Origin of the sequence: Natrinema gari JCM 14663, assembly GCF_000337175.1 — an archaeon.
Taxonomy (GTDB): domain Archaea; phylum Halobacteriota; class Halobacteria; order Halobacteriales; family Natrialbaceae; genus Natrinema; species Natrinema gari.
Genome location: NZ_AOIJ01000051.1, coordinates 165,272 through 191,237, shown reverse-complemented (window position 1 = coordinate 191,237; position 25,966 = coordinate 165,272). Strand labels below are relative to the sequence as shown.

General features: G+C 65.2%; 27 protein-coding genes. 15 read left to right on the top strand and 12 right to left on the bottom strand.

The window, feature by feature from the left end:
- Nucleotides 1-145 precede the first annotated feature (145 nt).
- On the top strand, nucleotides 146-1,258 hold the full coding sequence (locus C486_RS10715) for a pyridoxal-phosphate-dependent aminotransferase family protein (RefSeq protein ID WP_008455975.1): 1,113 nt from the start codon (nucleotides 146-148) through the stop codon (nucleotides 1,256-1,258).
- Nucleotides 1,259-1,360: 102 nt separating this feature from the next.
- On the opposite strand, the gene eif1A is transcribed toward C486_RS10715, so the two are convergent.
- Nucleotides 1,361-1,651 carry a translation initiation factor eIF-1A gene (gene eif1A / locus C486_RS10710; RefSeq protein ID WP_008455973.1) on the bottom strand — a complete coding sequence of 97 codons (291 nt, stop codon included), beginning with the start codon at nucleotides 1,649-1,651 and terminating at the stop codon, nucleotides 1,361-1,363.
- A gap of 133 nt (nucleotides 1,652-1,784) precedes the next feature.
- Between eif1A and C486_RS10705 the strand changes: the two genes are divergently transcribed.
- Nucleotides 1,785-1,964 carry a DUF7470 family protein gene (locus C486_RS10705; protein WP_007109932.1) on the top strand — a complete coding sequence of 60 codons (180 nt, stop codon included), beginning with the start codon at nucleotides 1,785-1,787 and terminating at the stop codon, nucleotides 1,962-1,964.
- 65 nt (nucleotides 1,965-2,029) lie between these two features.
- The gene (locus C486_RS10700) at nucleotides 2,030-2,290 is read left to right on the top strand and encodes a hypothetical protein (RefSeq protein WP_008455968.1); all 261 of its coding nucleotides are present in this window, start codon (nucleotides 2,030-2,032) and stop codon (nucleotides 2,288-2,290) included.
- Nucleotides 2,291-2,299: 9 nt separating this feature from the next.
- Here the strand turns inward: C486_RS10700 and C486_RS10695 are convergent, their stop codons facing one another.
- Both C486_RS10695 and rnz read right to left on the bottom strand, forming a co-directional pair.
- A complete protein-coding gene (locus C486_RS10695) occupies nucleotides 2,300-4,273 on the bottom strand; it encodes a DUF460 domain-containing protein (RefSeq protein WP_008455966.1) in 1,974 nt (657 codons plus the stop codon).
- Nucleotides 4,274-4,373: 100 nt separating this feature from the next.
- Nucleotides 4,374-5,318, bottom strand: coding sequence for a ribonuclease Z (gene rnz / locus C486_RS10690; RefSeq protein ID WP_008455965.1), 945 nt, complete (start codon nucleotides 5,316-5,318; stop codon nucleotides 4,374-4,376).
- 346 nt (nucleotides 5,319-5,664) lie between these two features.
- On the opposite strand from rnz, the gene C486_RS10685 reads away from it, so the two are divergent.
- The 4 genes from C486_RS10685 (at nucleotide 5,665) to C486_RS10670 (ending at nucleotide 8,885) form a co-directional block, all read left to right on the top strand.
- Nucleotides 5,665-6,798 (top strand): DUF7282 domain-containing protein, encoded by a 1,134-nt coding sequence (locus tag C486_RS10685; RefSeq protein ID WP_008455963.1) that lies wholly within the window; start codon nucleotides 5,665-5,667, stop codon nucleotides 6,796-6,798.
- Between the two features lie 39 nt (nucleotides 6,799-6,837).
- The gene (locus C486_RS10680) at nucleotides 6,838-7,842 is read left to right on the top strand and encodes an AAA family ATPase (protein ID WP_008455962.1); all 1,005 of its coding nucleotides are present in this window, start codon (nucleotides 6,838-6,840) and stop codon (nucleotides 7,840-7,842) included.
- A gap of 19 nt (nucleotides 7,843-7,861) precedes the next feature.
- Nucleotides 7,862-8,323 (top strand): hypothetical protein, encoded by a 462-nt coding sequence (locus C486_RS10675; RefSeq protein WP_008455959.1) that lies wholly within the window; start codon nucleotides 7,862-7,864, stop codon nucleotides 8,321-8,323.
- 124 nt (nucleotides 8,324-8,447) lie between these two features.
- Nucleotides 8,448-8,885 (top strand): acyl-CoA thioesterase, encoded by a 438-nt coding sequence (locus C486_RS10670; protein ID WP_008455957.1) that lies wholly within the window; start codon nucleotides 8,448-8,450, stop codon nucleotides 8,883-8,885.
- Between the two features lie 28 nt (nucleotides 8,886-8,913).
- Here the strand turns inward: C486_RS10670 and C486_RS10665 are convergent, their stop codons facing one another.
- From C486_RS10665 to C486_RS10655, 3 genes are all read right to left on the bottom strand, one after another.
- A complete protein-coding gene (locus C486_RS10665) occupies nucleotides 8,914-9,378 on the bottom strand; it encodes a type II toxin-antitoxin system VapC family toxin (RefSeq protein WP_008455955.1) in 465 nt (154 codons plus the stop codon).
- Nucleotide 9,379: 1 nt separating this feature from the next.
- Nucleotides 9,380-9,634, bottom strand: coding sequence for an AbrB/MazE/SpoVT family DNA-binding domain-containing protein (locus C486_RS10660; protein ID WP_008455953.1), 255 nt, complete (start codon nucleotides 9,632-9,634; stop codon nucleotides 9,380-9,382).
- A gap of 231 nt (nucleotides 9,635-9,865) precedes the next feature.
- Complete coding sequence (locus tag C486_RS10655) at nucleotides 9,866-10,987, bottom strand: THUMP domain-containing protein (RefSeq protein WP_008455951.1); 1,122 nt, start codon at nucleotides 10,985-10,987, stop codon at nucleotides 9,866-9,868.
- A 170-nt stretch (nucleotides 10,988-11,157) separates the two neighbouring features.
- Here C486_RS10655 and C486_RS10650 point away from each other — a divergent pair, with 170 nt between their 5' ends.
- The gene (locus tag C486_RS10650) at nucleotides 11,158-11,718 is read left to right on the top strand and encodes a TATA-box-binding protein (RefSeq protein WP_007109921.1); all 561 of its coding nucleotides are present in this window, start codon (nucleotides 11,158-11,160) and stop codon (nucleotides 11,716-11,718) included.
- Nucleotides 11,719-12,069: 351 nt separating this feature from the next.
- Nucleotides 12,070-12,489, top strand: coding sequence for a DUF7344 domain-containing protein (locus C486_RS10645; RefSeq protein ID WP_008455948.1), 420 nt, complete (start codon nucleotides 12,070-12,072; stop codon nucleotides 12,487-12,489).
- 61 nt (nucleotides 12,490-12,550) lie between these two features.
- On the opposite strand, the gene hisG is transcribed toward C486_RS10645, so the two are convergent.
- A complete protein-coding gene (gene hisG / locus C486_RS10640; protein ID WP_008455945.1) occupies nucleotides 12,551-13,411 on the bottom strand; it encodes an ATP phosphoribosyltransferase in 861 nt (286 codons plus the stop codon).
- 279 nt (nucleotides 13,412-13,690) lie between these two features.
- Complete coding sequence (locus tag C486_RS10635; protein WP_008455944.1) at nucleotides 13,691-14,059, bottom strand: SHOCT domain-containing protein; 369 nt, start codon at nucleotides 14,057-14,059, stop codon at nucleotides 13,691-13,693.
- Nucleotides 14,060-14,514: 455 nt separating this feature from the next.
- Here C486_RS10635 and C486_RS10630 point away from each other — a divergent pair, with 455 nt between their 5' ends.
- Nucleotides 14,515-15,912 carry a permease gene (locus tag C486_RS10630; RefSeq protein ID WP_008455942.1) on the top strand — a complete coding sequence of 466 codons (1,398 nt, stop codon included), beginning with the start codon at nucleotides 14,515-14,517 and terminating at the stop codon, nucleotides 15,910-15,912.
- A gap of 114 nt (nucleotides 15,913-16,026) precedes the next feature.
- Here C486_RS10630 and C486_RS10625 read toward each other — a convergent pair whose 3' ends face one another.
- Complete coding sequence (locus C486_RS10625) at nucleotides 16,027-16,224, bottom strand: CopZ family metallochaperone (RefSeq protein WP_008455940.1); 198 nt, start codon at nucleotides 16,222-16,224, stop codon at nucleotides 16,027-16,029.
- A gap of 126 nt (nucleotides 16,225-16,350) precedes the next feature.
- Between C486_RS10625 and C486_RS10620 the strand changes: the two genes are divergently transcribed.
- Together C486_RS10620 and C486_RS10615 are read left to right on the top strand one after the other, a co-directional pair.
- Complete coding sequence (locus tag C486_RS10620) at nucleotides 16,351-16,941, top strand: AsnC family transcriptional regulator (protein WP_008455938.1); 591 nt, start codon at nucleotides 16,351-16,353, stop codon at nucleotides 16,939-16,941.
- Nucleotides 16,942-17,025: 84 nt separating this feature from the next.
- Nucleotides 17,026-19,626, top strand: coding sequence for a heavy metal translocating P-type ATPase (locus C486_RS10615; protein ID WP_008455936.1), 2,601 nt, complete (start codon nucleotides 17,026-17,028; stop codon nucleotides 19,624-19,626).
- A 101-nt stretch (nucleotides 19,627-19,727) separates the two neighbouring features.
- Here the strand turns inward: C486_RS10615 and C486_RS10610 are convergent, their stop codons facing one another.
- A complete protein-coding gene (locus C486_RS10610; protein ID WP_008455934.1) occupies nucleotides 19,728-20,555 on the bottom strand; it encodes a DUF4382 domain-containing protein in 828 nt (275 codons plus the stop codon).
- Between the two features lie 114 nt (nucleotides 20,556-20,669).
- Nucleotides 20,670-21,341, bottom strand: coding sequence for a stage II sporulation protein M (locus C486_RS10605; RefSeq protein ID WP_008455933.1), 672 nt, complete (start codon nucleotides 21,339-21,341; stop codon nucleotides 20,670-20,672).
- Nucleotides 21,342-21,442: 101 nt separating this feature from the next.
- On the opposite strand from C486_RS10605, the gene C486_RS10600 reads away from it, so the two are divergent.
- The 3 genes from C486_RS10600 to C486_RS10590 all read left to right on the top strand — a co-directional run bounded on the left by C486_RS10600 (nucleotide 21,443) and on the right by C486_RS10590 (nucleotide 25,197).
- The gene (locus C486_RS10600; protein ID WP_008455931.1) at nucleotides 21,443-22,741 is read left to right on the top strand and encodes an amidohydrolase; all 1,299 of its coding nucleotides are present in this window, start codon (nucleotides 21,443-21,445) and stop codon (nucleotides 22,739-22,741) included.
- Nucleotides 22,742-22,896: 155 nt separating this feature from the next.
- The gene (locus tag C486_RS10595) at nucleotides 22,897-23,658 is read left to right on the top strand and encodes a hypothetical protein (RefSeq protein ID WP_083866022.1); all 762 of its coding nucleotides are present in this window, start codon (nucleotides 22,897-22,899) and stop codon (nucleotides 23,656-23,658) included.
- A 249-nt stretch (nucleotides 23,659-23,907) separates the two neighbouring features.
- Nucleotides 23,908-25,197, top strand: coding sequence for an adenosylhomocysteinase (locus tag C486_RS10590; protein ID WP_008455927.1), 1,290 nt, complete (start codon nucleotides 23,908-23,910; stop codon nucleotides 25,195-25,197).
- A 139-nt stretch (nucleotides 25,198-25,336) separates the two neighbouring features.
- Here the strand turns inward: C486_RS10590 and C486_RS10585 are convergent, their stop codons facing one another.
- Nucleotides 25,337-25,816 (bottom strand): hypothetical protein, encoded by a 480-nt coding sequence (locus tag C486_RS10585; protein ID WP_083866021.1) that lies wholly within the window; start codon nucleotides 25,814-25,816, stop codon nucleotides 25,337-25,339.
- Nucleotides 25,817-25,966: the final 150 nt, after the last annotated feature.

Genomic DNA, 25,966 nt, shown 5'->3' with positions numbered 1-25,966 from the left:
AGTGATTCGTCTCGACCCTCGAGCGGAGTTCGATTGCTTCGGCGGCGATAGCGGCGTCGACGGCGGTGGCCTCGAGCCACGCTGCGGTGGGCATCAAAAGTACCATACCGTCTCGCGACTCAGTGAGCCGTATCAGGTGGTATCCGTGACCAAGAAACGCGAATACGAGGACGACTATCCCGACAAGACGCTGTATATCCCGGGTCCGACTGAAGTACGCGAGGACGTCATCGACGCGATGGCCGAACCGATGTTCGGGCACCGCATGGATCGGATGACGGACCTCTATACGACCATCGTCGAGGACACCAAGGAGTTCCTCGACACCGACAACGAGGTGGTCATCCTGACGGGTTCTGGCACCGAGTTCTGGGAGGCCTCGACGCTCAACCTCGTCGATGAGAACATCCTCGTCCCGACCTGTGGCAGTTTCAGCGAGCGCCACGCCAACGTGGCCGAGCGACTGGGCAAGGACGTCGATCGACTCGAGTACGACTGGGGGCAGGCGATCAAGCCTGAGGACATCCGCGAAACGCTCGAGCAAAGCGACACCCACTACGACGTCGTCGCGACCGTGATGAACGAATCTTCGACGGGCGTACGCAACCCCATCGAGGAGATCGGCGACGTCGTCGCCGAGTATCCGGACACCTACTTCGTCGTCGATGCCGTCTCCTCGCTGGGCGGGGACGCCGTCGACATCGACGACCATAACATCGATGTCATTTTTGCCTCGAGCCAGAAGGCGTTCGCGATGCCGCCGGGGCTGGCGATCTGCGTCGTCAGCGACGACGCCTACGAGCGCGAACTCGAGACAGATTCGGCCTCATGGTACGGCGGCTTCCAGCGGACGATCGACTACTACGAGCGGAAGGGCCAGACCCACTCCACGCCCGCGATCCCGATCATGCTGGCCTACCGCAAGCAGATGAAGCACATGCTCGAGGAGGGCCACGACGCCCGCGACGAGCGCCACCGCGAGATGGCCGAATACACCCGCGAGTGGGCGCGTGACCACTTCGATATGTTCCCCGAGGCGGGGTACGAGTCCCAGACCGTGAGTTGCATCGAGAACACACAGGACATCGATGTCGCCGCGACGATCGAAGCCGTCTCCGAGGAGTACGACTTCGTCTTCTCGAACGGCTACGGCTCGCAACTCGGTGAGAAAACCTTCCGGATCGGCCACATGGGCGAACACGACCTCGAGTCGATTAAGGAGCTAACCGACGCCATCGAGGACGTCGCCGATCTCTGAGGTCCTGCTCACGGGCGCTACTCGAGCGGTGTTTTGCCGAAGAACGCCAGAGGATAGCGTCGCTGCCGTTTGCCGTCATGGACCGCAGAGCAAACGCTCGGGTTACTGAATGTGGCCTTCTTCGCGGAGCTGATCGGCCTCGCTCTTCTCGTAGCGCCAGGTGATGTCCGCTTTCTCGTCCTGCCAGTCCCAGGGTTCGACGAGCACGACGTCGTCTTCGCGGATCCAGATGCGTTTCTGCATCTTGCCGGGAATGCGCGCGGTGCGCTCGGTCCCGTCGGCACAGCGTACTTTGACCCGATTCGCCCCGAGCATGTCCGTGACGGTCGCGAAGACCTCGTCGTTCTCGGGCATCCGGAGGTTCTTCCGACCGCCGTCTCCGTCGTCGCTCATGGCCGCGGATTTGCGTTCGAACGGTTTAATCCTTTATCGTCCGTCCGAGAGCGTCCCGGCCCCGATCGTCTGACGCCGCCCCGGAAGCGGGGAAACCACGCCGTTTATCTCTCTTGGCTCTGCAGCCGTGCGTATGTTGCGAAACCTCGGCGCACTCGGTCTCGTCGGCATCGTGCTTTTGCTCGCCGGCATCGCCCTCATCGCGTACGCTAACCTCCTGGTCGCTGCCGGTCTCGCGCTCGTCCTCGCCGGACTCGGGCTGGTGGTCAAGTCCATGATTTCGGGACTGTTACAGAATTTCGGAATGTTCTGATTTCCGCCGGGAGACCCTCTGTGATGACCCTCAAGCGTTTTGCTCTTCGGTCACGTTATATCCCTATGGGATATGCGATCCACTACTACGACCTCGTATTGATCTGTATCGCGGCGAGTCTCGGGACCGGTGCCGTCGTCGGCTACGCGACGCCCGTCCCGTTCCCGGTTGCGGTGGTCGTCCTCGGACTCGTCTCGATCGCTTTCATCGGCCACGCGCTGTTCGTCAACGGCCCGGTCGACGATACCGCCGACCTGAGCGCGGAGATCGACCTCGAGGAGGTGCCCGCCGTTCTGTCGCCGCTGGAGCCCGGTCCCAAACCGTAAGCGCCCGCGTTACACTTCGTTATCGCCCGCCCGGTGTTCGCTGATGAGTTGGTCGACCATCGCGGCCTTGCGATCCCGCCGCCGATCCGCGGCGCGGTCGTGCCAGTCGTCAATGGCCGCCTCGACATCGTCCTCGCGAGCGACGGCGAGTTCGTCGACTTCCTGCATGGCGACGTCGTCGGCCGGACCGACCGGAATCTCGTTCTCGAAGAGGAGTTCGTCGGCGATTTCGGAGAGTCCGCCGTCCTTGAGCACGACGCGGGGATCGAATCCCGCGAGCAATTCGGCCGTCGATCGGCCCGCGCCGCTTGCGTCCCGGATGTAGACGACGTCGCCGCTCGCGATGCCGTACTGCTCGTTGGCCTCGCGGATCGCCCCCTTGGTGAACTTCTCGACGACCTTGACCGGGACCAGCCCCTCTTTTTCAGCGGAGACATCGCTGAAGTTCGAGTGATCGAGTTTCCAGAGGGCCTTCATCCGCTCGACCTTTTGCTCGAGGTCCTCGACTGCCTCCCGGGCCTCGTCACGTTCGCGTTCCAGACGGGTGGCCTTTCGCTCCAGCCGGTTTACCTCGCGGTCTTTGCGCACCTGTGTGCGTTCCTCGCGCCGAGCGAGGGAGAGTTTGGATTCGAGTTCGTCGATGCGCTCGTCGCGGTCCTCGATGCGGCCCTCGAGGGTCTCGACGTGTGACTGGAGGCGCTCGACCTGGCGCTCTAAGTCCTTGATCCGCCGTTCTTCCTCGGTGAGTTCGCGTGGCTCGTGTTCGGTCGACTCTTCCTCGGATTCCTCGTCGTCGCTCAGGTCCGTCAGGACGGCCTCGACGCTCTCCTCGCCGGCGACGACGCGGGCGGTGACCTCGCCGCGGTCGATACCCGGCGGGAGTTTGTTGGCGATCCGCTCGAACTGGTCTTCGTGGGCGTCGAGGGCGTACAGCGCGGCGGCCATCGCATCGCGCTGGTGGTCGTCGTCGTAGGGATGGTCGCGCGTACGGTGTTGTTTCTCGTCGACCGGCAGATCATGCTGGGGTGCCCACCCCGCGGCGTCGAAGCTCCGCCGGAACTTCTCGACCGTTTCGGGCATTGGCGTCACGTCCGCCGCGACGACGATCGGCCGCCCGCGCTCGACGATCCACTCGATCACCCCGGCGGTGTCGCTGGTTCGCGAACTCCAGACATCGAGGACCTCTCCCTCGAGCCCGACGATGGCGACGGCGGTCGTCGTCCCGGGATCGATCCCGACGATGACGTGATCGCGGCGCTTGACCAGCGGCTCGAACTCGATGCCGTCGCGGCGCTGGCGCTCGATCTCGACACGAACGTCGCCCGACCGAGTGCGCGAAACGGGGATGTCGCCGGGCCGGGCCGCGACGGTAAAGACGGCGTTGGCGAAGCCGCCGTAGGCCTCCCGGACCTCCCGTTCGTACTCGAGGTTCGCGTCCTCGAGGTCGGACTCGACCTCGCGGGCGCGTTTCCTGACCGACCCGTGGATGCGGCGGGTGTAGCGGTCCTCGCTCCAGCCGCCGCTGCCGGTCGAGCGACCGCGTGCGACCTTGACTTCGGTCGTGTCGGTAAACGCCGAGACCTCGTGGCCGACGTTGTGGGCGGCCAGCCGGGCTGCGGCCTCGGCCTCCTGCATCGGGTCCTTGCCGTAGGGAACGTTGTGGCGGTTCGCGACGCGAGAGAGTGGCTCGGGCTGTTCGGCACCCGTCACCTGGACGAGTCGGGTCCCGGCAGGCAGCGAGCCCAGGAAGTGGATGAGCTGGTCCTTGTCGGCGGCCAACTCGTACATGTTGTCGGTTGCGACGATCGCCGGCTCCTCGTCGTCGATCAGTCGTCTGAGTTTCCGGTGAGAGACGACGTCCCGACTGACGTCGTCGCCGTCGTAGACGGCCAGTGCGTACGACGGTGCATCGCCGCGCACGTCACCGCTCTGGATATCGACACCGAAGACGACTGCATCGAGCGCACTCGTTCGCGTACTCACAGCGACTGCTAGGCACGAGAGAGCTATAAATCCGACGCGAGTTCGCACTCGCTTCAATACGGTCTCGAGCGCGGCTTCGGCAGCAGCGACCTTCCGGCGCTCAGTCCTCTCCGTCGTCGGGATACCGGATGTCGACCCCGTGCCCGTCGTCGGGGACGAACACCGCCGCGGGATCACCCGCGAAGACCTCGCGGGCCTGCTCGAGGTGAGCGTCCGTCCGCCCGGCGTAACGCGAGGAGATGTGCAACAGTGCAAGCCGGGCCGCCCCGGCTCGGTTCGCGATTTCGGCGGCCTGGCGGGCCGTCGAGTGGGCGGTGTCGGCGGCGCGCTCGGCCCGATCGTCGGCGAACGTGGCGTCGTGGATCAGCAGGTCTGGTTCGTCGGCGACCTCGATCGTCGCCTCGGCCGGGCGGGTGTCGCCGGTGTAGACGATCGTCCGACCGGGACGCGGATCGCCGACGACCTGCTCGGGATCGACGACGGTTCCGTCCTCAAGCTCGACGGATTCGCCCGCGTGGAGTTTCGAGAACTTGGGGCCGACGGGGACGCCGAGTTCTTCGGCGCGCTCGCGATCGAACCGGCCCTTACGCTCGTCTTCGACGAGCGCGTAGCCGACCGAGCGGGTGTCGTGGTCGGTTTCGAACGCGCGGATTTCGTAGTCCGCGGCGCGGTAGGCGATGTCGCCGTCGCCGACCTCGCTGATCCGGACGGGAAACGAGGGGCGGTTGTCGAGGGCGTTGACCAGCCCCTTGAGCTGCCGGCGCGTGCCGTGGGGCGTGTGAATCGCCAGCGGCTCCTCGCGGTCGTTGAACGCCATCGTCTGCAGCAGGCCCGGAATCCCCAGGACGTGGTCGCCGTGGAGGTGCGTGACGAACAGGTGCGAGACGGCAAACCCCGTCCCGAACCGCATCATCTGGCGCTGGGTCCCCTCGCCGGCGTCGAACAGCAACCCGTCGCCCTCGCGGGCGACGAAGACGCTGCTCGGATTCCGCTCGGTCGTCGGAATCGCCCCGGCCGTCCCCAGAAACGTCACGCGCAGTGGCATCGGTAGCCCCTCGGCGGGCCGCGACTAAACCGGCTTCGGATCGTCCGGGACCGCCGGGCCTCGAGCCCGGCACGCGGCACCCCTCCGCGCTGGTGCTCGCCGGAGCTCACCGCGGGCGCTCGAGGGGCCTGCGGTCGATCGGCACGGAGAATGCGGACCGGCTGCTCGGAACCCGGTCTCGGGGGACGAAGCCGATGTGGCACTCGTCCCTCCGACGAACACGGTTCGTAATCCATGGTAATTGGGTACTATTCCCATAAATCGTCTCGGAACGATTCGCCGTCCTGCAAACGGACTGCGCGTTTTACGTCCGTCGAGTGCCAAAGGGACGACGACGACACCCCCAATGAGTTCGAGACTGACGTTTGGCACGCTCAAGCGCATCGTCGCGATCCTGATCGCGATCGCGATCGTGCTCGCCGCCGGTATCGTTGTCGGACAGGCCCCGGCTATTTTCGGCGTCGAAGAGGACTCCGACGCCTCGATCACGTTCGCGGACCAGCAGGGCGACGGCACCGCCGTCACGGTTCGCGAGGTCTCCCTCTCCGACGGCGGCTACGTCGTGCTCACCGACGGCGGTGAGGGACCGCTCGCCGTCTCCGACCACCTCGCGGCCGGCACCCACGAGAACGTGACCATCGAGCGCGAGGACGACGCGACCCACGAACTGGTCGGGGAGGTGACGGCGACGGTCCATCAGGACACCGGCGACGACCCGTTCGCCTACTACGAGACCGACGGCGAGGAGGACCATCCCTATCTCGAGGCCGGGTTCCCGGTCAGCGACACCGCGACAGTGACGACGAACGGGACGGACGCGCTCGGCGACTCGTTCGTCGTCGAATCGATCGACGCGCCCGCGGCCGCGACGACCAACGAGACGATCCGGGTGAACGCGACGCTCCGCAATCCCACCGCGTTCCAGACCCAACAATCCGTCACGGTCCGCATCGACGGTGCCGTCTTCGAACAACGGGTGCTCGAACTCGAGGGCGGCGAATCACGCCGCGTGACCTTCGAGACGGAGACGAGCGGTGCACCTCCCGGGAACCGGACGATCGGCGTCTACACCGACGGCGACGGTGCGGTCGCGGGGATCGAACTCGCGTTCCACACGGACCCGAGCGTCTCGGTGACCGACGCGAGCGCGGAGCGCGTGACCGTCGAGGCCGCGATTCCCGAGCGTGGATTCGTCGCCCTCGAACGGAACGGCTCGGCGATCGGAACGAGCGCTCGACTCGAGCCCGGCGACCACGAGAACGTCACCGTCGACCTCCCGGAAGACGCCGCGATCAACGAGAGTGACGAACTGACGGCGGCCCTCTACGCGGGCGATCCGGGTGACGTCGATTCGGCGTCGCCGATCGAAGTCGACGACCAACCGGTTCGGACGACGGTCACCGTCAGGGACGCCGTCCGCGAGTCGAGCGACGACGACTCCAGTGGCGACGATTCGGGATCCGATTCGGCCGCCGAGTAACCGACCGATTCTTACCCGGCCCGTTCGTACTCGCTGGCGATGGACGCGCCGCTGTGGACCGAGACCCACGCCCCGGAGCTGGCCGAGTTGCCCCAGGACGACGCTCGCGAGTATCTGGAGCGAGCCGTCGAGGAGCCGATCAACCTCCTCCTACAGGGACCGCCCGGGAGCGGGAAGACGGCCGCGGCGCGCGCACTGGCCCGCGAGGCACACGACGATCCCGACAACGATTTCGTCGAGATCAACGTCGCCGACTTCTTCAGCCGGACCAAAACCGAGATCAAGAACGATCCCCGGTTCGAACACTTCCTCGTCGGCCGCTCGTCGCTGTCCAAGCGGGACATGATCAACCACGTCCTCAAGGAGTCCGCGAGCTACGCGCCCGTCTCGGGCGGTTACACCACGATCTTACTCGACAACGCCGAGGACGTCCGCGAAGACTTCCAGCAGGCCCTGCGCCGGATCATGGAGCAACACCACCGGACGACGCAGTTCATCGTCGCGACGCGCCAGCCGACCAAGCTCATCCCGCCGATCCGTTCGCGGTGTTTCCCCGTTTCCCTGCCCGCGCCGACCAGCGAGGAGATCGTCACCGTCTTAGAGCGCATTGTCGAGCGCGAGGGCGTCGACTACGACGACGACGGCCTCGAGTTCGTCGCGGGATACGCCAACGGCAACCTCCGACAGGCGATCCTGGCGGCCCAGACGACCGTCGAAGACGCGGGCGAACTCACGATGAGCGCGGCCTACGAAACGCTCGGCGAGGTCGGCCTCGACGACGAGATCGAATCGATGCTCGACGACGCCGAAGCCGGCGAGTTTACGGACGCCCGGTCGACGCTGGACGACCTGCTCGTCGACGACGGACTGGACGGCAACGAGGTGCTCGAGGCGATCCTCCGAATCGCCCGCAAACGCTATCAGGGCGAGCGCCTCGCCCGCATTCACCGGCTCGCGGCCGATATCGACTTCGAGATGCACGAAGGGACGAGCGATCGGATTCACGTCTCGCACCTGCTTGCGGAACTCGGTCGAGACTCCTGATACCTCTCAGAACCGACCGATGACGGACGACTCGCTCGAGGAACGACTTGCCGAGTTCGAGTCGCGGGAAGCGGCGTCCTCGCAGTCGTCACTCGAAGAATCGGGTGAGTCGAGCGACGGCCCGGACCCGATCGGGTTGCCGACGCGTCTCTTGGCCGTGTCCGTTCTCGTTCCGCATGTTCGGATTCTGCTCGTTGTTACGCCTGTCGTCGGTCTGTCGCCTACGGGGCGCTCGACACTCCTTGCGTCGCTGGTCGGCGGCGTCATCGGTGCTGAGTGCTTGCTTCGAGGGGTTGGACCAGCTATCGCGTCGGCGCTCTGGAAGGGCCTTTTCGCTGCACTTCTGTGCACTCTCGGCGCGTTGATCGCGGTCACAATCGTGACCGGCTCGTCGCCTCCCGATTCGGTGATCGGGCCCGGATTCCTCGTCGTCAGCGCCGTCGTCACCGCCCGCCGACTCGAGCGGCCGGACAGCGGCTGACGCCGCCGGGAGCGTGAGACCGATCCTGGCTCCACTCCGGGCCGCCGGTCACCATGGCGCTGCATTCACCGGCCAATCCGTGGCCGGCACGGACCGTTATCCGTCCGCCAGCCGAAGGGCGAGTATGCCGACGCTTCTCGAGACACGGATCGAGAACCGATTTCGCGTCCAGCCGAACCACGCGAACAACAACGACACGCTCCACGGCGGCAACCTCATGAAGTGGCTCGACGAGGTGGGTGCGATGTCGGCGATGCGCTTTGCCGGCGAGACCTGCGTCACCGCCCGCGTGAACGAACTCGACTTCGAGCGGCCGATCCGGATCGGCGACACGGCCCTCGTCGAGGCCTACGTCTATGATTCAGGCCGGACGAGCGTCCACGTCGCACTGCGTGCGTGGCGCGAGGAACCACGCAGCGGCGAGACCGAGAAGACCACCGAGTCGACGTTTACCTTCGTCGCGATCGACGAGAACGGGGAGACGGTCCCCGTTCCCGACCTCTCCGTCGAGACCGAGAAAGGGGAACGGCTTCGGGATCGCGTCCACGAGATCGAGGCGTGATGCCACTCAGGAGACCGTTCGTTTCTCGTTACGATTCGTTGACGGTGTGAAAGCGCTCGAGTATTTCTTCCGGAACTGGATTAACGTACTCAAACGATTCATCGTCACAGAGACGATCGAAGTCGCGATCGGTAGTCACCAGTACGTCGGCATCGGTCTGTCGGGCGAGCGCGACATAAAAGCAGTCGTAGACATCGTGGTTCTTTGCTGCACTGATTTCGTAGGCGTCGAGAACGGTCTTGTCATCCACGTCGACGAACTCGAGCGGGTACTGAAGGAGCGACGAAACGGCGTTTCGGGCTTCGTATGTGTCGAAGCCGAGATCTTCGAGTACCCACTGAATCCGGAGCGGAAGATAGCCGAAGACGATCAGTGAATCGCTCCCGGTGAGCGCTGGAACCAGTTCCTCAGCGACGTATGGATGGCCGGGATGGTCGTCCACTAACTGAATCGACAGTGCGTTGAGGTCGGGCAAGACGCGTTTCGGCCCCATCTTACCGACCACCGAACGTCGCGTCACCCGCGTCCCGGAACGCTTCGTCACCCCACTTTTCTCCCCGTGTAAGCGTCTCGAGATCGGGAAGCTCCCTGACAAGACGGATGTCGCTGCCGTCGCGAACGACTCGGAACTCGGTCCCGTCCTCGAGATTGAGTTCGTCACGGAGTTCCTTTGGAATCGTCAACCGGCCGCGATGATTTAGTTGTGCTGTCCCATACTCCTCGCTGGTAGTATCGCTTGTCCCACTCATTCTATCACCCCTATCTCGTCAAACGCAATCGGTCACCATAAGATATGGGGGCCGATACGCGCCTCCCATACCAATCACCACTGAACGGCTATCGACCTGACTTGATAATCGGGCGTCGGATCGTAAGTGAACCGACCGCGGAAGGCGTAGTGATTCCCCGTTGCCACGAGAGTAGCGTTCCCGCTGCAGTGGGAATTCTGGCGCAGGTTCGGAGACGATACTGTACTGTCCTCACGTCGTTTGCCGCTCGAGGACCAGCACGTACCGGGTCAACGATCGATGGACCCGGCGCTCGAAGGCCGACTCGAGCTCCCAGCCCGCGGCCCGCGCCTCGGTGGCCCATGACCGATCGGCGATCACGACGGCCCGCGGCGCGACTCGGTGGGCCTCCGCGAGCGCGCCCGCGACGAGGTCCTCGAGTCGGTGGGTGTCGATCTTCGACTGCCGGCCGTAGGGCGCGTCGAAGACGACGCCATCGACCGCGTCGTCGGCGAGCGGGAGTCGGGTGCCGTCGCTGCGGGCGACGTGCCAGTCACCGCGCTCGACGCCGGTCGGGGACGGGCGCTCGGGCTCGAGGAAGTGAGCCAGGTTCTCGCGCGCGCCCCGGGCCATCTTCGCCTGCGCGTCGGTGCCGATCACGTCCGCGCCGACCAGCCCGGCCTCGACGAGGCCGCCGCCGGTCCCACACATCGGATCGAGGATCGTCGCCCCCGTCCGAGCGCCCGCGATGTTCGCCACGGCGCGCGCGAGCAGGGGATCCATGCTCCCGGGCTGGAAGAACGGTTTGTCCGTCGGTGCCCGGTCGCCGAAATCGCGGACGCTCTCGGCCGTGAGCCAGCCCAGCGCACAGACCGAGCCCCGGTCGCCGTCGGTGCCGGTCCCGGCACTCGTCTCGTTGGCGACCGGCTCGAGGACATCCCCGCTGCCCGCGAACGCTCCCTCGGCAAAGACGACCCGCAGGCAGTGATCGGGGTCCTCGAGATCGACGGAAAACCCCCGGTCGACCAACACCGCGCCCAGTTCGCGTTCGGCCCGTTCGGTGCTCACGCCCGTCGAGCCGTGGACGTCAGTCGCTCGGACCGCGACCGATCCCTCGCGGTCGATCGCGGCGGCCTCGAGGATCGCACGGGCGCTCGCGAGGTCGGCCTCGCCTCGGCCGACCAGCTCGCTTGCGCGGTGGGTGTAGGCGAGGCCGCGGACCCGCTCGGGAACGACCGTGTCGGCGACGGCCAGGCCGGGTGCGATCCGATCGACGCCGACCGCGGCGGTCTCGGCCTCGCGGGCCGCGAAGGCGTCGTCCTCGCCGCCCAACTCGAGCAGATACACGCTCGATGGTCGCGGCGGCGCGGCCATGAGCCTACCGCTTTCGACGAACCGGGTCCTGTGATCGAATACCACGGCCTGAAACCGCAAGTAGCCCGGAATCGGCATCTCGGCCGCGTCGGTGCGGAGGGTATATACCGGATATATCAGGTGGCGGCACCAACCTTTATAAACCTTAAATACGTCTTTTTAAGCGACTAATGACGGATCCGAAGGACACCATCAACATCGAAAACGTGGTGGCGTCGACCGGCATCGGACAGGAACTCGACCTCCAGAGCGTCGCGATGGACCTCGAGGGGGCCGACTACGACCCCGAGCAGTTCCCCGGTCTCGTCTACCGTACCCAGAATCCCAAGTCCGCCGCACTGATCTTCCGGTCGGGGAAGATCGTCTGTACCGGCGCGAAAAGCACCGACGACGTCCACGAGAGCCTGCGCATCGTCTTCGACAAGCTCCGTGAACTCCAGATTCAGGTCAACGAGGACCCCGAGATCGTCGTCCAGAACATCGTCACCTCGGCCGACCTCGGCCGGAACCTCAACCTGAACGCGATCGCGATCGGCCTTGGTCTCGAGAACATCGAGTACGAGCCCGAGCAGTTCCCCGGCCTCGTCTATCGACTCGACGAGCCGGAGGTCGTTGCACTGCTGTTTGGCTCCGGGAAACTCGTCATCACCGGCGGCAAAAAGCCGGTCGACGCCGAGCACGCCGTCGACAAGATCGTCTCCCGACTCGAGGACCTCGGGCTCCTCGAGTAACGCCGACCCTTTTCGGTCGTTCGATCGACTCGAGCGGTGCCGACGCCACCAACTGACCCGTGTCCGTGGCCGGACGCGTCGTCGGTGGTCGGCCGATCGATGCGTCTCGCCCGGAGTCGGAACTCGGGGTTCCGACTCCCCGCAGTAATAACTCCTTACCCGTCCGTCGATCCGCGTCCGTCACGAGTTACAGCTCGAGTCGCCGACCGTCGATCGCGTTTCGATCGCTTTCACCGAGTTTTCGATCCTTCAATCCCGGCCCAGCGAACCTGATTCGTCTGAACCGGTGCTGATTCGCCGAAACGACCGTTCGCGTTTATCCGGGTCTCCGTCCCTGACTCTCACGTGCCCATGACGATCCACCCAGATCGAACGCCGCCGGCCTCGGGTCGGTTTCACCCCGGTACCGACGGCGCGATCAGCCGTCGCCCCCTCCCGCGGGAGACGATCCGTCACGTCCTCGATAGTGACCGTCGGCGCGAGGTCGTTCGGTGCGTGCTCGCCGCCGGCGACCCGATCGCGGTCAGAACGTTGGTCGGCCGACTCGCCGACGCCGAACAGGATCCGACGGTCGCGACGACGATCCATCAACTACGCCAGCGGATTCACACGTCCCTGTGTGAAACCCATCTCCCGCTGCTCGAAAAACACGAGATCGTCCGGTACGACCGGGACCGAAACCTCGTCGCCCCGGCCGCGAACTGCGCCGCGTTCGAATCCTGTCTCGAGTTCGACTCGCTCGACCGGCCGATCGCCAGCCGGCTCGAGTAGTGCCGACGCGGTCGAGACGGAGCCGTCGTTCCCGCCCGTCGGCGGCTCGTCACCGACCCGCTCACTCGACGAGTCGCTCGATCTCGGTCACTAAGATATCGCTTGCGCCGGCCGTTTTGACCTCGGTAATCGTTTCGAAGACGTCCCGTTCGTTGACGACTGCGTGGACGGCAACCGTCGCGTCACCGTTGTCATCGTCGGCGATATCCATGACCGTCGGCCCGCCCAGTCCCGGAATGACATCGCGAACGTCCTCGAGGCGGTCCTCCGGGACGTTCATCATCAGGTACCGCTTGCCTTCGGCGTGTTTCACCGAGGAAAGCGCGGTCCTGACCTCGCCGACCTTGGGATCGTCGAGGACGTCCTCCCGCCCGAACAGTCGGACGGAACTCGAGAGGACCTCGTCGATGACAGCCAGTCGGTTCATCTTCAGCGTCGTGCCGGTACTCGTGATGTCCACGATCGCGTCGGCCATCTCCACGTGGGGCGTCAGCTCCGTCGCGCCCGAGACCTCGACGATGTCGGGGTCGACGCCGGTGGTGGCGAAGAAGTCCGCGGTGATGTTCGGGAACTCCGTGGCGACGGTTTTCCCAGCTAGATCCGCGACGGCGTCGGTGTCGCCGTCTTCCGGGGCTGCCAGCACGAGTCGGCAGCGACCGAACTCGAGGTCGAGCAGCTCGGACACATCGTCGACGCGAGCCTCCCGAACCTGGTCGAAGCCCGTGATCCCGAGTTCGGCCGCGCCGTCGGAGACGTACTCCGGAATGTCGGCCGCGCGAGCGAACAGTACGGTCACGTCCGGATCGACGGTATCGGCGTAGAGTTTGCGGTCCGCCCCGTTCTCGAGGTGGAGCCCCGCCCGCTCTAGGAGATCGATCGTCGGCTCGTGCAGGCGGCCCTTGTTGGGAACGGCGATTCGCATGTAACTCCCCTTGGGGGGCGGCGGGCAACTGTCTTTTCATCCAGCGGATTCGGCTCCCCGCCGTTCGGATTCGATGTCTCGGACGGCTGCGGCGGATACTCGGCGGCGGCACAGCGCCGTGTCGGCTGTTCCGTCCGCGGGAAAAGTCGTGAACGCCGTCGTCACGTCACTGCTCCTGCCACGAACTCGGTCCCATGGTTCCGTGCCGGCGTCCTGGGACCGACGGCTCTGGAACACCCGTTCTGCTGTGTGCGTGCTCGAGTCCTTCGGGGTCGTCGCTTACCTGTCTCGTTCGAGCGCGTCGCGTCGCTGTTCGTACTCCTCGTCGCTCAGGTCGCCGCGGGCGTACGCGAGGCGAAGTTCCTCGAGCGCTCGATCGGTGTCGGCCGCCCCCGTGATCGCACGATAGAGGAGGTATCCGCCACCGACGACGACGGCGACGAACAGGAATTGCATCAGGATGCCGACGAGGGGCATCCAGCCGGCACCCGTTCCGCTACCCCACGTTCCGTGGCCCCACATCCGACCCATCATCGGACCAAAGCCCAGCATTCCAACGCCCATGAAGAGCATCGGCAGCACTACGAGGGCGCCGAGGGTAACGAGGACGATCGTGACGAGTCGCGTATCGCGTGTGTTCGTTGCCATGTGCGTTCACCAGTGACGGATCGATCCGTCTCTAGTTCTAGAAACGGCCTCCCTACTCAATGCGATTCTCCCTTCGAATCCAATGTCCGTACTAGCTCGAGTTTGATATCCACAGTCCGATATCGCTCGAGTGTCGGTCATCGAATCCACGTTTTTGCGACCAACGCTGAGAATGGCAGTCTCGAGGGGATGCCGCGGTCGCTTGCACCACTGTTCCAATGGGCGGCGGCCTCTTCGAGAACTCCCGTGAGAGAGACCAGTGGCCGGCGTCCGTCCCACTGAATCGATTACACGCTGACTACATGATCTCGTGCGATCAGGGGTGCAGTGAGTGTCAGCGGCCACGATGGTCAAAGTTATCTTCCCCAGTAACTTTTGAATCCGTTCTTCAGTACGGACAAAGCACGACTTTCCGAAGAGCAACTGCAATAGCCGATCCGTCCGATGGAGGACGTATGGAGGCGACACTCATCGACGGGATACTCGAGTCGCTCCGGATCGGCGTCGGGTTCCTCTGGACGGCGGCGTGGGCGATCATCATGGGACTGACGATCACCAGCCTCGTACAGGTCTACGTCTCGAAGGAGCGAATGGCGCGCGTGCTCGGGGAGAGCGACCTCTCGAGTCTGACGAAGGCGACGGCGTTCGGTGCGGCAAGCAGCGGCTGTAGCTTCGGTGCCGTCGCAATCGGGAAGGGACTGTTCGCGAAGGGTGCACATGTGGTCAATTTCCTCGCGTTCATGTTCGCTTCGACGAACCTCATCGTCGAACTCGGATTGATGATCCTGCTCCTGCTTGGCTGGGAGTTCCTCGTCGCGGAACTCCTCGGCGGCCTCGTCCTTATTGCGGTTATGGCCGTCATCGTCCACCTGACCCTTCCGGAGACGCTGTTCGACGAGGTCCGCGCGGAACTCGAGCGCGAGGATCGCGAGAGCGGCGGGATGACGGATCCGACCTGTGGCATGGAGGGGTCGGACGAGCACATGATCGTGACCGACGGCGGCGAGACGCTGCGGTTCTGCTCCGAGGGCTGTCTGGAAACCTATCGACAGCAGACGGCCAGCAGCGGCGCGTGGTCCGACGACCTCCGCTCGTGGGGCGGCTGGTACAGGATCGCAAACCAGTACCGGAAGGAGTGGTCGATGATCTGGACGGACGTCGTCGCGGGATTTCTCATCTCGGGCTTTGTCATCGTGTTCGTCCCCCAGTCGGTCTGGAACGCGCTGTTTCTCGAGGGTGACGGCCTACTCGTGACCGCCGAGAACGCAGTGGTGGGCGTCGCGATCGCCGTCATCAGCTTCGTCGGGAGCATGGGCAACGTCCCGTTCGCGGTCGCCCTCTGGGGTGGCGGGATCAGCTTCGCCGGCGTCATCGCGTTCGTCTATGCCGATCTCATTACGGTTCCGGTGTTGAACGTCTACCGGAAGTACTACGGCTGGGCGGTCATGCTGTACATCCTCGGCGTCTTCTTCGTGACGATGGCGTTGACCGGCTTTCTCATGGAACTGCTGTTCGACGCGCTCGGCATCGTCCCGAACCTGGCCGGCGGCGAGACGGCGACCGAGCAGCGGTACTTCGAACTGAACTACACCTTCGCTCTCAACCTCGTCGCGTTCGCCCTCTCCGGGTTCCTCCTGTTCGTGTACCGTCGCGGGCTTGGTGCCCCCGGGCAGTACCGCGATCCGGTCTGTGGGATGCGTACCGACGACGACGTTCCGAGCGCCGCACACGACGGCGAAACCTACTATTTCTGTTCAATCGCCTGCAAGCGGGCGTTCGAGGACTCGCCGGCCGACTTCGCGGCGCACCCGCCGCGGGTTGCGGATGACGGGTCGTCACACGACCATCACTGATGTCGCTGTCAGTCACCGAAAAACGGGTTCCCCGTCGGGACCCGGCGTCGGTACTGGGCGACGGGCGGTTGCGAGCGGTCATCGCAGTTCAGCCGTCCGCGGCCCGCGCTCGAGTTATGCCGACGCGTCGTAGCCGGCCTCGTCGACCGCGCTGACGAGCGCTTGCGGGTCCGCATCTCCCTCGACGGTGGCCTGTTCGGTCTCCCGATCGACGGCTACCGACTCGACGCCGTCGACTCCCTCGAGCGCGTCCTCGACGGTCTGTTCGCAGTGTTCACACGACATTCCTTCGACGGTGAGCGTCTGACTCATACGAGAACGTAGGGACGCCCCTTCTTTGTGCGTTACTGCTTTCGATGCTAACGATCGGTTGAATCTGACTTCGAATTCCAAACCTATCGTCGCCACTCTCTTTGGTAGTCGGACCGAACGAACGGTATGCGTGACCTCGACGAGACCGACATGGAAATCCTGCGGCTGCTGGGCGACGACGCCCGGCGGCCGTTCAGCGAGATCGCCGACGAAGTCGACCTCTCCGGGCCCGCGGTTTCCGACCGCGTCGACCGCCTCGAGGAGGCCGGGATCATCAACCGATTCACGGTCGATGTCGATCAGTCACAGCTCCGGGCGGGAGTGCCGGTGTTCGTGCAGGTCACGGCACCCCCAGGGACGGTCGAGGACTGCCGGCTGGCGGCCGCCGAGGCCGACGCCGTCGAACACGTGTTCGTCACCGCCGACGGCGGGGTCTGGTTCTACGCCCGCGCGCAGGTCCAGCAGGTCCGCGAGTGGCTCGCGGGACTGCTCCCCGACGCTGCGGGCATCGCCTACGACGTGACGCTGATGGACGATGCCGAGTGGACGCCCTCGCTCGAGGGGACGCAGTTCGCGCTCACCTGCGCGGAGTGTGGGAACACCGTCGACAGCGAAGGTGAATCGAGCCGGATCGACGGCGACGTCTACCACTTCTGCTGTTCGTCCTGTCAGGGCCGGTTCGAGGAGCGATACGACCGGCTCGAGGAGGGGGTCTGACTTTCGACTCGAAAGTATCTCACCCGCCGTCCTTTGGATTGCGACCAGTAAAGGGAGTAAGACGGGGCCCCCTACTAGCTAGTAATGAGTACTGAGACCGCACATCTGGATATCCGGGGCATGAGCTGTGCGAACTGCTCACAGACGATTACCGATGCCCTGGAGTCCCGAGACGGCGTGGCGGAAGCGAACGCCAACTTCGCGACCGACGACGGCACCGTCGCGTACGATCCCGAGACGATCACGCTGGCCGAGATCTACGAGACGATCGACGAAGCCGGCTACGAGGCCGACCGCACGAGTCGGTCGATCGGGATCACGGACATGAGCTGTGCGAACTGCGCCGAGACCAACGAGACGGCCCTCGAGTCCGTTCCCGGCGTCATCGACGCGGAGGTCAACTACGCGACCGACGAGGCGACCGTCACGTACAACCCGGCCGACGTGTCCCTCGAGTCGCTCTACGAGGCGATCGAGGAGGCCGGCTACACGCCCGTCCGTGACGATGGTGGCGCGGAGTCCGACCAGGAGCGGCGCGACGCGGCCCGACAGGCGGAGACACGCAAACAGCTCCGGCTGACGATCCTCGGCGCGGTGCTGTCGGCCCCGTTCCTGTTCTTCCTCGCCGATACGTTCCTGTTCGGCGGAACGTACGTCCCGGAGGCGGTCTTCGGCGTGGAGTTCGGCTGGGTCGAGTTCCTGCTCGCGACGCCGGTCTACGTCCTGCTGGGTCGGGAGTTCCTCGCGAACTCCTATACAGCGCTGGTACGCAACCGGACCGCCAACATGGACGTGCTGATCGCGCTCGGTTCCTCGACGGCGTACGTCTACAGCCTCGTCGTCCTGCTGGACCTGCTGGCGGGCAACCTCTACTTCGACACCGCCGCGATGATCCTCGTGTTCATCACGCTGGGCAACTACCTCGAGGCCCGTTCGAAGGGCCAGGCCGGCGACGCCCTCCGAAAGCTGCTCGAGATGGAGGCCGAGACGGCAACGCTGGTCGACGACGAGGGGACCGAGGCGGAAGTGCCGCTCGAGGACGTCGCGGTCGGCGACCGGATGAAGGTCCGGCCCGGCGAGAAGGTACCAACCGACGGCGTCGTCGTGGACGGGCAGTCGGCGGTCGACGAGTCGATGGTAACCGGCGAGTCCGTGCCGGTCGAAAAGGGCGAGGGCGACGAGGTGATCGGCTCGACGATCAACGAGAACGGCGTGCTGGTCGTCGAGGCGACCAAGGTTGGTTCGGACACGGCCCTTCAGGGGATCGTCCAGACCGTCAAGGAGGCCCAGTCGCGCCAGCCGGAGATCCAGAACCTCGCTGACCGCATCTCGGCATACTTCGTCCCCGCGGTCATCCTCAACGCGATGTTTTGGGGGTTGATCTGGTTTTTCTTCCCGACGACGCTCGCTGGCGTCGTCGACGCGGTGCCGGTGCTGGACCTGGTCGGCGGCGGCCCGGACGCGCTCTCGACGTTCGAGTTCGCGATCGTCGTCTTCGCCTCCGCGGTGCTGATCGCCTGTCCCTGCGCGCTCGGGCTGGCGACCCCCGCGGCGACGATGGTCGGCTCCACGCTGGGCGCGCAAAACGGCGTCCTGTTCAAGGGTGGTGACATCTTGGAGCGCGCCCGCGACGTCGACACCGTCGTCTTCGACAAGACCGGGACGCTGACCACCGGCGAGATGACGCTGACCGACGTGGTCGCGCTTGAGGGGCGGGACACCGACGCGGTGGCGGCCGACGGCGGCGAACCGACGGCCGACGGCGGGACACTGGCTACGCGTCCCGGCCTCGACGAGGACGCAGTGCTCCGCCTCGCCGCCAGCGCCGAGCGCAACAGCGAGCACCCGCTCGCGCAAGCGATCGTCGACGGTGCCGCGGACCGCGGCCTCGAGCTAGCCGACCCCGAGGACTTCGAGAACGTCCCCGGCCAGGGCGTCCGGACGACCGTCGAGGGCCGCGACGTGCTGGTCGGCAACCGACGGCTGCTCGAGGGCGCGGGCGTCGATCCCGAGCCCGCCGCCGACGAGATGGAACGGCTCGAGCGCGAGGGCAAGACGGCGATGCTGGTCGCCGTCGACGGCGCGGTCGCGGGCGTGGTCGCGGACGCCGACACCGTCAAGGACAGTGCCGCCGACGCGGTCGCGGCCCTGCGCGAGCGCGACCTCGATGTCATGCTGCTCACCGGCGACAACGAGCGGACGGCCCGGGCCGTCGCCGAGCGGGTCGGGATCGACCCCGACAACGTCCGCGCCGGCGTTCTGCCGGAAGACAAGGCCGACGCCGTCGAGGACATTCAGTCGACGGGCCGCAAGGCGATGATGGTCGGTGACGGGGTCAACGACGCGCCCGCGCTGGCGGTCGCCCACGTCGGCACCGCCATCGGCTCCGGAACGGACGTGGCGATCGAAGCCGCGGACGTGACTCTGATGCGCGACGACCCGCTCGACGTGGTCAAGGCGATTCGAATTTCGGAGGCTACGCTGGCGAAGATCAAACAGAACCTCGTCTGGGCGCTGGGCTACAACACCGCGATGATCCCGCTTGCCTCGCTCGGCCTGCTCCAGCCCGTCCTCGCGGCCGGTGCGATGGCGCTGTCGTCGGTGTCGGTCCTCTCGAATAGCCTGCTATTCCGGCGGTACACGCCGGATCGGGACTACGAACTGCTCGGCCGACTCCGGCGCTGATCGGCGCTCGAGCGCTGTCAGCGCGGCGCTTCGTTCGAAAACGATCCTGACTCGTCGCGACCCTCGAGCCCGGGACGACGGCGCGCTTGAGGCGTCGATGATCAGTCGTCCGCGGCGTTCGCGTCGGACGCACCGGTTTCGGCCCCGCCGTTTCCACCGTCGTCGCCGTTGCCGCCGTTGCCGCCGTTGCCGCGGGGCTCGTCCTCGTCCGCGTCGATGTCGCGAATCTCGACGTCGTCACCCGTTCCACTCTCGCTGAGCACCGGTTTGAGGATGTACTTGCCGCTCTTGCCGGCCTTGTGGGGTGCGATGTCGTAGACGAAGTCGACCCGCTCGTCGGTGCCGACGGTGAAATCCGTGTGCAACTGGAGTTTGTTGCTCGGCAGTTTCACCCGCGTCGTGCTCCCGTCCGTCAAGACGCCCTCGGTGTCGCTGACGTAGATGAAGACCGTCTCGTAGTCGCCCGCCGGCAGCTCGAACTCATCGATCATCGACGCGTTCGCGCCTTGCAGTTCCGTGAGATCGACCGTCCGGTTGTCGACATCGTATTCGATCCAGCGTTCGTCGGCCGCGCCGTCATCGGTTTTCCCGTCCGCTTCGCTCTTCTCGTCCGTCTCGTCCCCGTCGGCCGTTTCGTTCGGCGACTCGTTCCCGGCGTCACCGTCAGTCCCGTTCGAGTCGCCGTCGCTTCCGTCGCCGGTCTTCTTGAAGCCGACCTTCGTGATCGTTACGTTGAGGTGTTCGAACTCGTCGATCGCGTTCGGTTCGTCGCTGACGTAGAACGCGGCCGTTCCCGTGCTCCCGTCGGCGTCGATCGTGGACGACTCGTCGGTCGGGTTGTTCTGTGGCTCCCCACCCATCCCACCGGCACAGCCGGCGACGGCGACGAGGGCCGCCACGAGTACCAGTTGGACTGCCCGTCTGTTCATATCCGCCGACAGTCATCCGTGAGGAAAAAGGGACCCGACGCTTGGGTCCGTTTACGATCGTTCATCCGCGGCTGAACCGTCCGAAACGGTATGCTCGCGCCGGCGGAGCGTCGGTCAGACGGTCGCCGCCATCCCCTCGAGTCGCTCGGCGAACAGGGTCTCAAGGAGGGTGGGCGTGACGAAGGCCTCGACGAGGGCGGCCACGACCAGTAGCAGCCAGCCGGCGAGGACGAGGAGTCCCGTCCGGTAGAGGTAGGGTTTCGGAAAGATCGCGTCCCGGGTGCCACGGACCCGCTGGCCGATCCGATAGAGGAGTCGGAAGCCGATGCCGGCGGCGATAAACAGCGCCGGAAGCTCGAAGATTCCGTGCGGGAGCAATCCCACGAGGATGTAATCGAGACCGACGTCCCTGGTGACGTACGCACCGACGTTCCCGATGATGATTCCGTTGAACAGCATCGCCCAGGCCGTCAAAAGGCCGAGGCTCAACGCGCCGACGATCGATAGCAGGAACGCGCGGCTGTTGTTCACGAGCAAAAAGCGCGCCAGATCGACCCCGCCGCCGTCGACGTCCGGAAACAACGGCTCCCCGACCAGTTCCTGAATGATCTCGAGCAGGTTGTAACCCGCGAGCATGAGGAGGACGCCGACGACGGTCCCGACTGCGAACAGGCCGGCGGCGAACCCGACGTATCGGCGGTGCTCGTTCCACGCGTCCGCGAGCGCCTCGCCCGGCGGGTAGCCGCCGGTGGGGCGCGTGCCGTCACGCTGCGATCCTGATTCCATATCGACACGTCTTCGAAAGAACGCATAAACCCGGCGACTCGTCTCGGGACGCCCGTCGGCGGATCGACAGTATAAGGCGGCCCGAGGAGAACTCCGAGCTAATGACGACGCTTGCGATCGCCGACGGGCGGGTGCTCCGGCCCGACCTGACGGTGACGGCCGCGGACGTACTGATCGATCAGGACAGCGGCGACATCCGCGAGATCGGCCCCGATCTCGCAGGCGAGGCCGACGACACGCTCGACGCCGCGGACTCGCTCGTCACACCGGGGTTCGTCAATGGCCACTGTCACGTCGCCATGACGCTCCTGCGCGGGTACGCCGACGACAAGCCCCTCGAGACGTGGCTCCGTGAGGACATCTGGCCCGCCGAGGGGGAACTGACGGCCGCGGATATCCGCGCCGGTGCCGAGCTGGGCCTGCTCGAACTGATCAGATCGGGCGTCACTGCGTTCGCCGACATGTACTTCCAGGTCCCCGAAGTCGCCGCCGCGGTCGAAACCGCCGGGCTCCGGGCCCGGCTCGGGCACGGTATCGTCACCATCGGCAAGGACGGCGAGACCGCTCGCGAGGACGCGGCTACGGGTCTCGAGATCGCCCGCGAGTACGACGGCGCGGCCGACGGGCGGATCTCGACGGCGTTTATGCCCCACTCGCTGACGACCGTCGGCAGCGAGTACCTGGACGAATTCGTTCCCAAAGCGCGGGAGGCGGGCGTTCCGATCCACTACCACGCCAACGAGACCGCCGACGAGGTCGCGCCGATCGTCGACGAGCACGGCGTCCGGCCGCTCGAGTACGCCGCCGACCGCGGCCTCCTCGAGCCAGAGGACTTCGTCGCACACGGCGTGCACGTCGACGAGACCGAGATCGACCTCCTCGCCGAGGTCGGCACCGGCGTGATTCACTGTCCCGCCTCGAACATGAAACTCGCCAGCGGGATGGCGCCGGTCGAGCGGCTGCGCGAGGCGGGTGTCACCGTCGGACTCGGCACCGACGGCGCGGCCTCGAACAACGATCTCTCCATGCTCGACGAGGCTCGCGACGCGGCCATGCTGGGCAAACTCGCCGCCGACGACGCCAGCGCAGTGCCCGCGGAGGCGGTTGTCGAGATGATGACGCGGGGCAGCGCCGATGCCGTCGGCTTCGAGTCCGGGCGGCTCGAGGAGGGTGCGCCGGCCGATCTGGCGGTGATCGACCTCGAGCAACCCCACCTGACGCCGCCACACGACCTCGTGAGTCACCTCGCCTATGCGGCCGCGGCGGCCGACGTTCGCCACACCGTTTGCGACGGCCGCGTGCTCATGCGTGACCGCGAGGTCCTGACGCTCGAGGCGGCGGCGGTCCGAGAGCGGGCGCTCGAGGCGGCGGAAGCGGTGGCAGAGCGGGCCGACGCGTAGTCGACCCGGCCGATTCGACGAGCGAAACGACGCTGAGATAAACGCTCAAAGCAGTTTATAAACACTCAAAACAATTCTCGAAGCGTTATCTCGGTGCGGAAACGACGAGAACGTCCGTGGGGGTTTATTCAGGAATCCGGGAATGTTCCGCTCGGATGAAGCACCACCGACTACTCACGATGGCATTGATCGCCATGATGGCCCTGTCCGTGATCGCACCGCTGGGAACGGCGGCAGCGCAGACGGGCGATGGCGTCCCCGAGATGGACGGCGATGGCGAGCACCTTCTCGTCACGGCCGACGCGAACGAAACCGACGATACTCTCGACGACAACGAGACCGAGGACGACCTTGAGGACAACGAGACCGAAGACGATCTTGAGGACAACGAGACCGAAGACGACCTTGAGGACAACGAGACCGAAGACGACCTTGAGGACAACGAGACCGAAGACGACCTTGAGGACAACGAGACTGAGGACAACGAGACCGAGGTATCGAACTTCGGCTCGCTCGTTTCGGAGTTCGCCGAGAACGCCGACAACGAGTCCGACGGCCCGACCGGTCTCTCCGTCGCGAGCTTCGTCGTTGCGAACAACCCGGGTAACGCGCCCGACCACGCTGGTCCGCCGACCCATGCCGGTCCGCCAAGCGATGCTGACGGCGACGACGAGGCCGAGGACGACGATGACGAACGAGGACCGCCCGAACACGCCGGCCCGTCGAGCGATGACGAACGGGGTCCGCCCGAGCATGCTGGACAGTCCGGCGATGAGGACGCGGACGATGCTGACGACAGCGACGAGGACGCGGATGATGCCGACGACAGCGACGACGATGCGGACGATACCGACGACAGCGACGACACTAACGGAAACGGCGGCGGCGGTCCGCCGTCTCACGCCGGACCGAAGTAACGGCGACCGCACCTGATCCGGTCCGACCGGATTCGATCCGCGTCCGAGAGACGCCGTTCGACGACACCGGGTTGTCAGAGGCACGGTCTTCGACGGCGTCGGGACACGGTCGCGCGCGGCGATCGGCAGCCGGCCGACGCCCGCGCCAGCGACCGGCGCGGATTCGATTCTGCTTCTTGCCCAGTTTCGCTCTCGCCGTGACGCGAGCGCTTCGGTAGCGTTTTTGCCCCGCTCGCACTCAGTCAACCCATGACCGAGACCGAGTATCCACCGATCAGCGAGCAACTGGACGACCTCGAGTCCGCTCGCGAGGAGGGACGCCGGAAGATGGACTGGGCCGCCCAACACATGCCGATCCTCGAGCGCGTTCGCGAGGAGTTCGTCGCGAATCAGCCCTTCGCGGGCGAGCGGATCGGCATGGCGATGCACGTCGAGGCCAAGACGGCGATGCTCGTCGAGACGCTCGCGGAGGGCGGTGCGGAGGTCGCCGTCACCGGCTGTAACCCGCTCTCGACCCACGACGACGTGTCGGCGGCGCTCGACACCCACGAGAACATCACCAGCTACGCCAAACGCGGCGTCGACGACGACGAGTACTACGCTGCGATCGAGGCCGTTATCGCCCACGAGCCGACGATCACCGTCGACGACGGGATGGATCTCGTCGCCGCGATCCACGAGGACTACCCCGAACTGATCGACGGCATCATCGGCGGCGCGGAGGAGACCACTACGGGCGTCCACCGCCTGCGCGCGATGGACGACGACGGCGCGCTCGAGTACCCCGTCTTCGCGGTCAACGACACGCCGATGAAGCGGCTGTTCGATAACGTCCACGGCACCGGCGAGTCCTCGCTGGCGTCGATCGCCATGACCACGAACCTCTCGTGGGCCGGCAAGAACGTCGTCGTCTCGGGCTACGGCTACTGTGGCAAAGGTGTCGCGAAGAAAGCCGCCGGACAGAACGCCAACGTCATCGTCACCGAGGTCGAGCCCCGTCGCGCCCTCGAGGCCCACATGGAGGGCTACGAGGTCATGCCGATGGCCGAGGCCGCCGCGGTCGGCGACGTCTTCCTGACGACGACGGGCAACCGAGACGTCATCGTCGAGGAGCACTTCGAGAAGATGGGAGACGGCGTCCTGCTGGCCAACGCCGGCCACTTCGACATCGAGATCGACCTCGAGGCGTTAGACGATCTTGCGGTCGACCGCTACGAGGCCCGCGACGGCGTCGAGGCCTACGAACTGGACGACGGTCGCACGCTGAACGTGATCGCCGAGGGTCGTCTGGTCAACCTCGCCGCGCCCGTCTCGCTGGGCCACCCGGTCGAGGTCATGGACCAGTCGTTCGGTATTCAGGCCGTCTGTGTGCGCGAGATGCTCGAGAACGGCGACGAGTACGATGCCGGCGTCTACGATGTCCCCGACGAACTCGACAAGGAGATCGCCGAGATCAAACTCGAGGCCGAGGGCGTCGACTTCGATTCGCTGACCGAAACCCAACGCGAGTACATGAGCGCCTGGGATCACGGGACGTAGAAACGATAGCTAGCCGTCCGAATCGGGTGGTCGAGTAGTAACGGTTTACGTCCCGCCAACATCGAACCAGAAAAAAACCAATCAGAAGATACGGTTGGGATCGTACCCGTCGACACGATTCCCAGCGGAACAACCGTATTTATGGGGAATCGACCGCAATGTCGTAACTGACGACCTGATCGTTGGTAGACGGAGCAACGACTGTTACGGGCACGGTACCGCTCCCGCTCTCAACAGTGAACGTGACAGTATCACCGTCGTCGACAAACGTTCCAGTATTGCCCATTTCGATCCGAAGGTCCTCTTTCGAGGGATTGTAGAACGTCTGCACGGAAAGTTGATCTCCGACTGCGACGTCGTACGTGCCGTGTTTGTTCTGTTCGTTTGGTCTGACTTTGCCGCTGTGCGTATTGGCCGCTCCCACATCGTGGAGATCAACGGCCGACGTTACCACGTCGATATCGAACGAGTCGTAGCGGTCGGGCTGCTCGTTTCTGCCCTCCGTTTCGACGTTCGCGGTAATTGTTTTGCCTGCTGACACTGACCCGGCTGCGAGGGTAGTCATTGTGGCACCTGCAGCTATGTTCTTCAGGACCGTTCGACGATTGCTGTTTGACATTGCGTCCACTAATAATAGTAACTATTTTTTATTTCTTTGCGCTAACTATTTAGGTCGATATTTCCTCTCGGAATAGAACGCGAAAGCCGCACTATCGATCGGCGAGATCAACGTTGTATTCATAAACTGTAATCTGAATTGTAATTTCCC

Bases quoted from the DNA above. Each gene is read 5' to 3' on its own strand.
- C486_RS10625 (WP_008455940.1), bottom strand. From the start codon at position 16,224: ATGAGTCAGACGCTCACCGTCGAAGGAATGTCGTGTGAACACTGCGAA.
- C486_RS10590 (WP_008455927.1), top strand. From the start codon at position 23,908: ATGACCGAGACCGAGTATCCACCGATCAGCGAGCAACTGGACGACCTC.
- C486_RS10665 (WP_008455955.1), bottom strand. From the start codon at position 9,378: ATGGGGCCGAAACGCGTCTTGCCCGACCTCAACGCACTGTCGATTCAG.
- C486_RS10650 (WP_007109921.1), top strand. From the start codon at position 11,158: ATGACGGATCCGAAGGACACCATCAACATCGAAAACGTGGTGGCGTCG.
- C486_RS10645 (WP_008455948.1), top strand. From the start codon at position 12,070: ATGACGATCCACCCAGATCGAACGCCGCCGGCCTCGGGTCGGTTTCAC.
- C486_RS10705 (WP_007109932.1), top strand. From the start codon at position 1,785: ATGTTGCGAAACCTCGGCGCACTCGGTCTCGTCGGCATCGTGCTTTTG.
- C486_RS10670 (WP_008455957.1), top strand. From the start codon at position 8,448: ATGCCGACGCTTCTCGAGACACGGATCGAGAACCGATTTCGCGTCCAG.
- rnz (WP_008455965.1), bottom strand. From the start codon at position 5,318: ATGCCACTGCGCGTGACGTTTCTGGGGACGGCCGGGGCGATTCCGACG.
- C486_RS10585 (WP_083866021.1), bottom strand. From the start codon at position 25,816: ATGTCAAACAGCAATCGTCGAACGGTCCTGAAGAACATAGCTGCAGGT.
- C486_RS10615 (WP_008455936.1), top strand. From the start codon at position 17,026: ATGAGTACTGAGACCGCACATCTGGATATCCGGGGCATGAGCTGTGCG.
- C486_RS10620 (WP_008455938.1), top strand. From the start codon at position 16,351: ATGCGTGACCTCGACGAGACCGACATGGAAATCCTGCGGCTGCTGGGC.
- eif1A (WP_008455973.1), bottom strand. From the start codon at position 1,651: ATGAGCGACGACGGAGACGGCGGTCGGAAGAACCTCCGGATGCCCGAG.
- C486_RS10605 (WP_008455933.1), bottom strand. From the start codon at position 21,341: ATGGAATCAGGATCGCAGCGTGACGGCACGCGCCCCACCGGCGGCTAC.
- C486_RS10595 (WP_083866022.1), top strand. From the start codon at position 22,897: ATGAAGCACCACCGACTACTCACGATGGCATTGATCGCCATGATGGCC.
- C486_RS10675 (WP_008455959.1), top strand. From the start codon at position 7,862: ATGACGGACGACTCGCTCGAGGAACGACTTGCCGAGTTCGAGTCGCGG.
- C486_RS10660 (WP_008455953.1), bottom strand. From the start codon at position 9,634: ATGAGTGGGACAAGCGATACTACCAGCGAGGAGTATGGGACAGCACAA.
- C486_RS10630 (WP_008455942.1), top strand. From the start codon at position 14,515: ATGGAGGCGACACTCATCGACGGGATACTCGAGTCGCTCCGGATCGGC.
- C486_RS10600 (WP_008455931.1), top strand. From the start codon at position 21,443: ATGACGACGCTTGCGATCGCCGACGGGCGGGTGCTCCGGCCCGACCTG.
- C486_RS10685 (WP_008455963.1), top strand. From the start codon at position 5,665: ATGAGTTCGAGACTGACGTTTGGCACGCTCAAGCGCATCGTCGCGATC.
- C486_RS10635 (WP_008455944.1), bottom strand. From the start codon at position 14,059: ATGGCAACGAACACACGCGATACGCGACTCGTCACGATCGTCCTCGTT.
- C486_RS10700 (WP_008455968.1), top strand. From the start codon at position 2,030: ATGGGATATGCGATCCACTACTACGACCTCGTATTGATCTGTATCGCG.
- C486_RS10610 (WP_008455934.1), bottom strand. From the start codon at position 20,555: ATGAACAGACGGGCAGTCCAACTGGTACTCGTGGCGGCCCTCGTCGCC.
- C486_RS10680 (WP_008455962.1), top strand. From the start codon at position 6,838: ATGGACGCGCCGCTGTGGACCGAGACCCACGCCCCGGAGCTGGCCGAG.
- C486_RS10655 (WP_008455951.1), bottom strand. From the start codon at position 10,987: ATGGCCGCGCCGCCGCGACCATCGAGCGTGTATCTGCTCGAGTTGGGC.
- hisG (WP_008455945.1), bottom strand. From the start codon at position 13,411: ATGCGAATCGCCGTTCCCAACAAGGGCCGCCTGCACGAGCCGACGATC.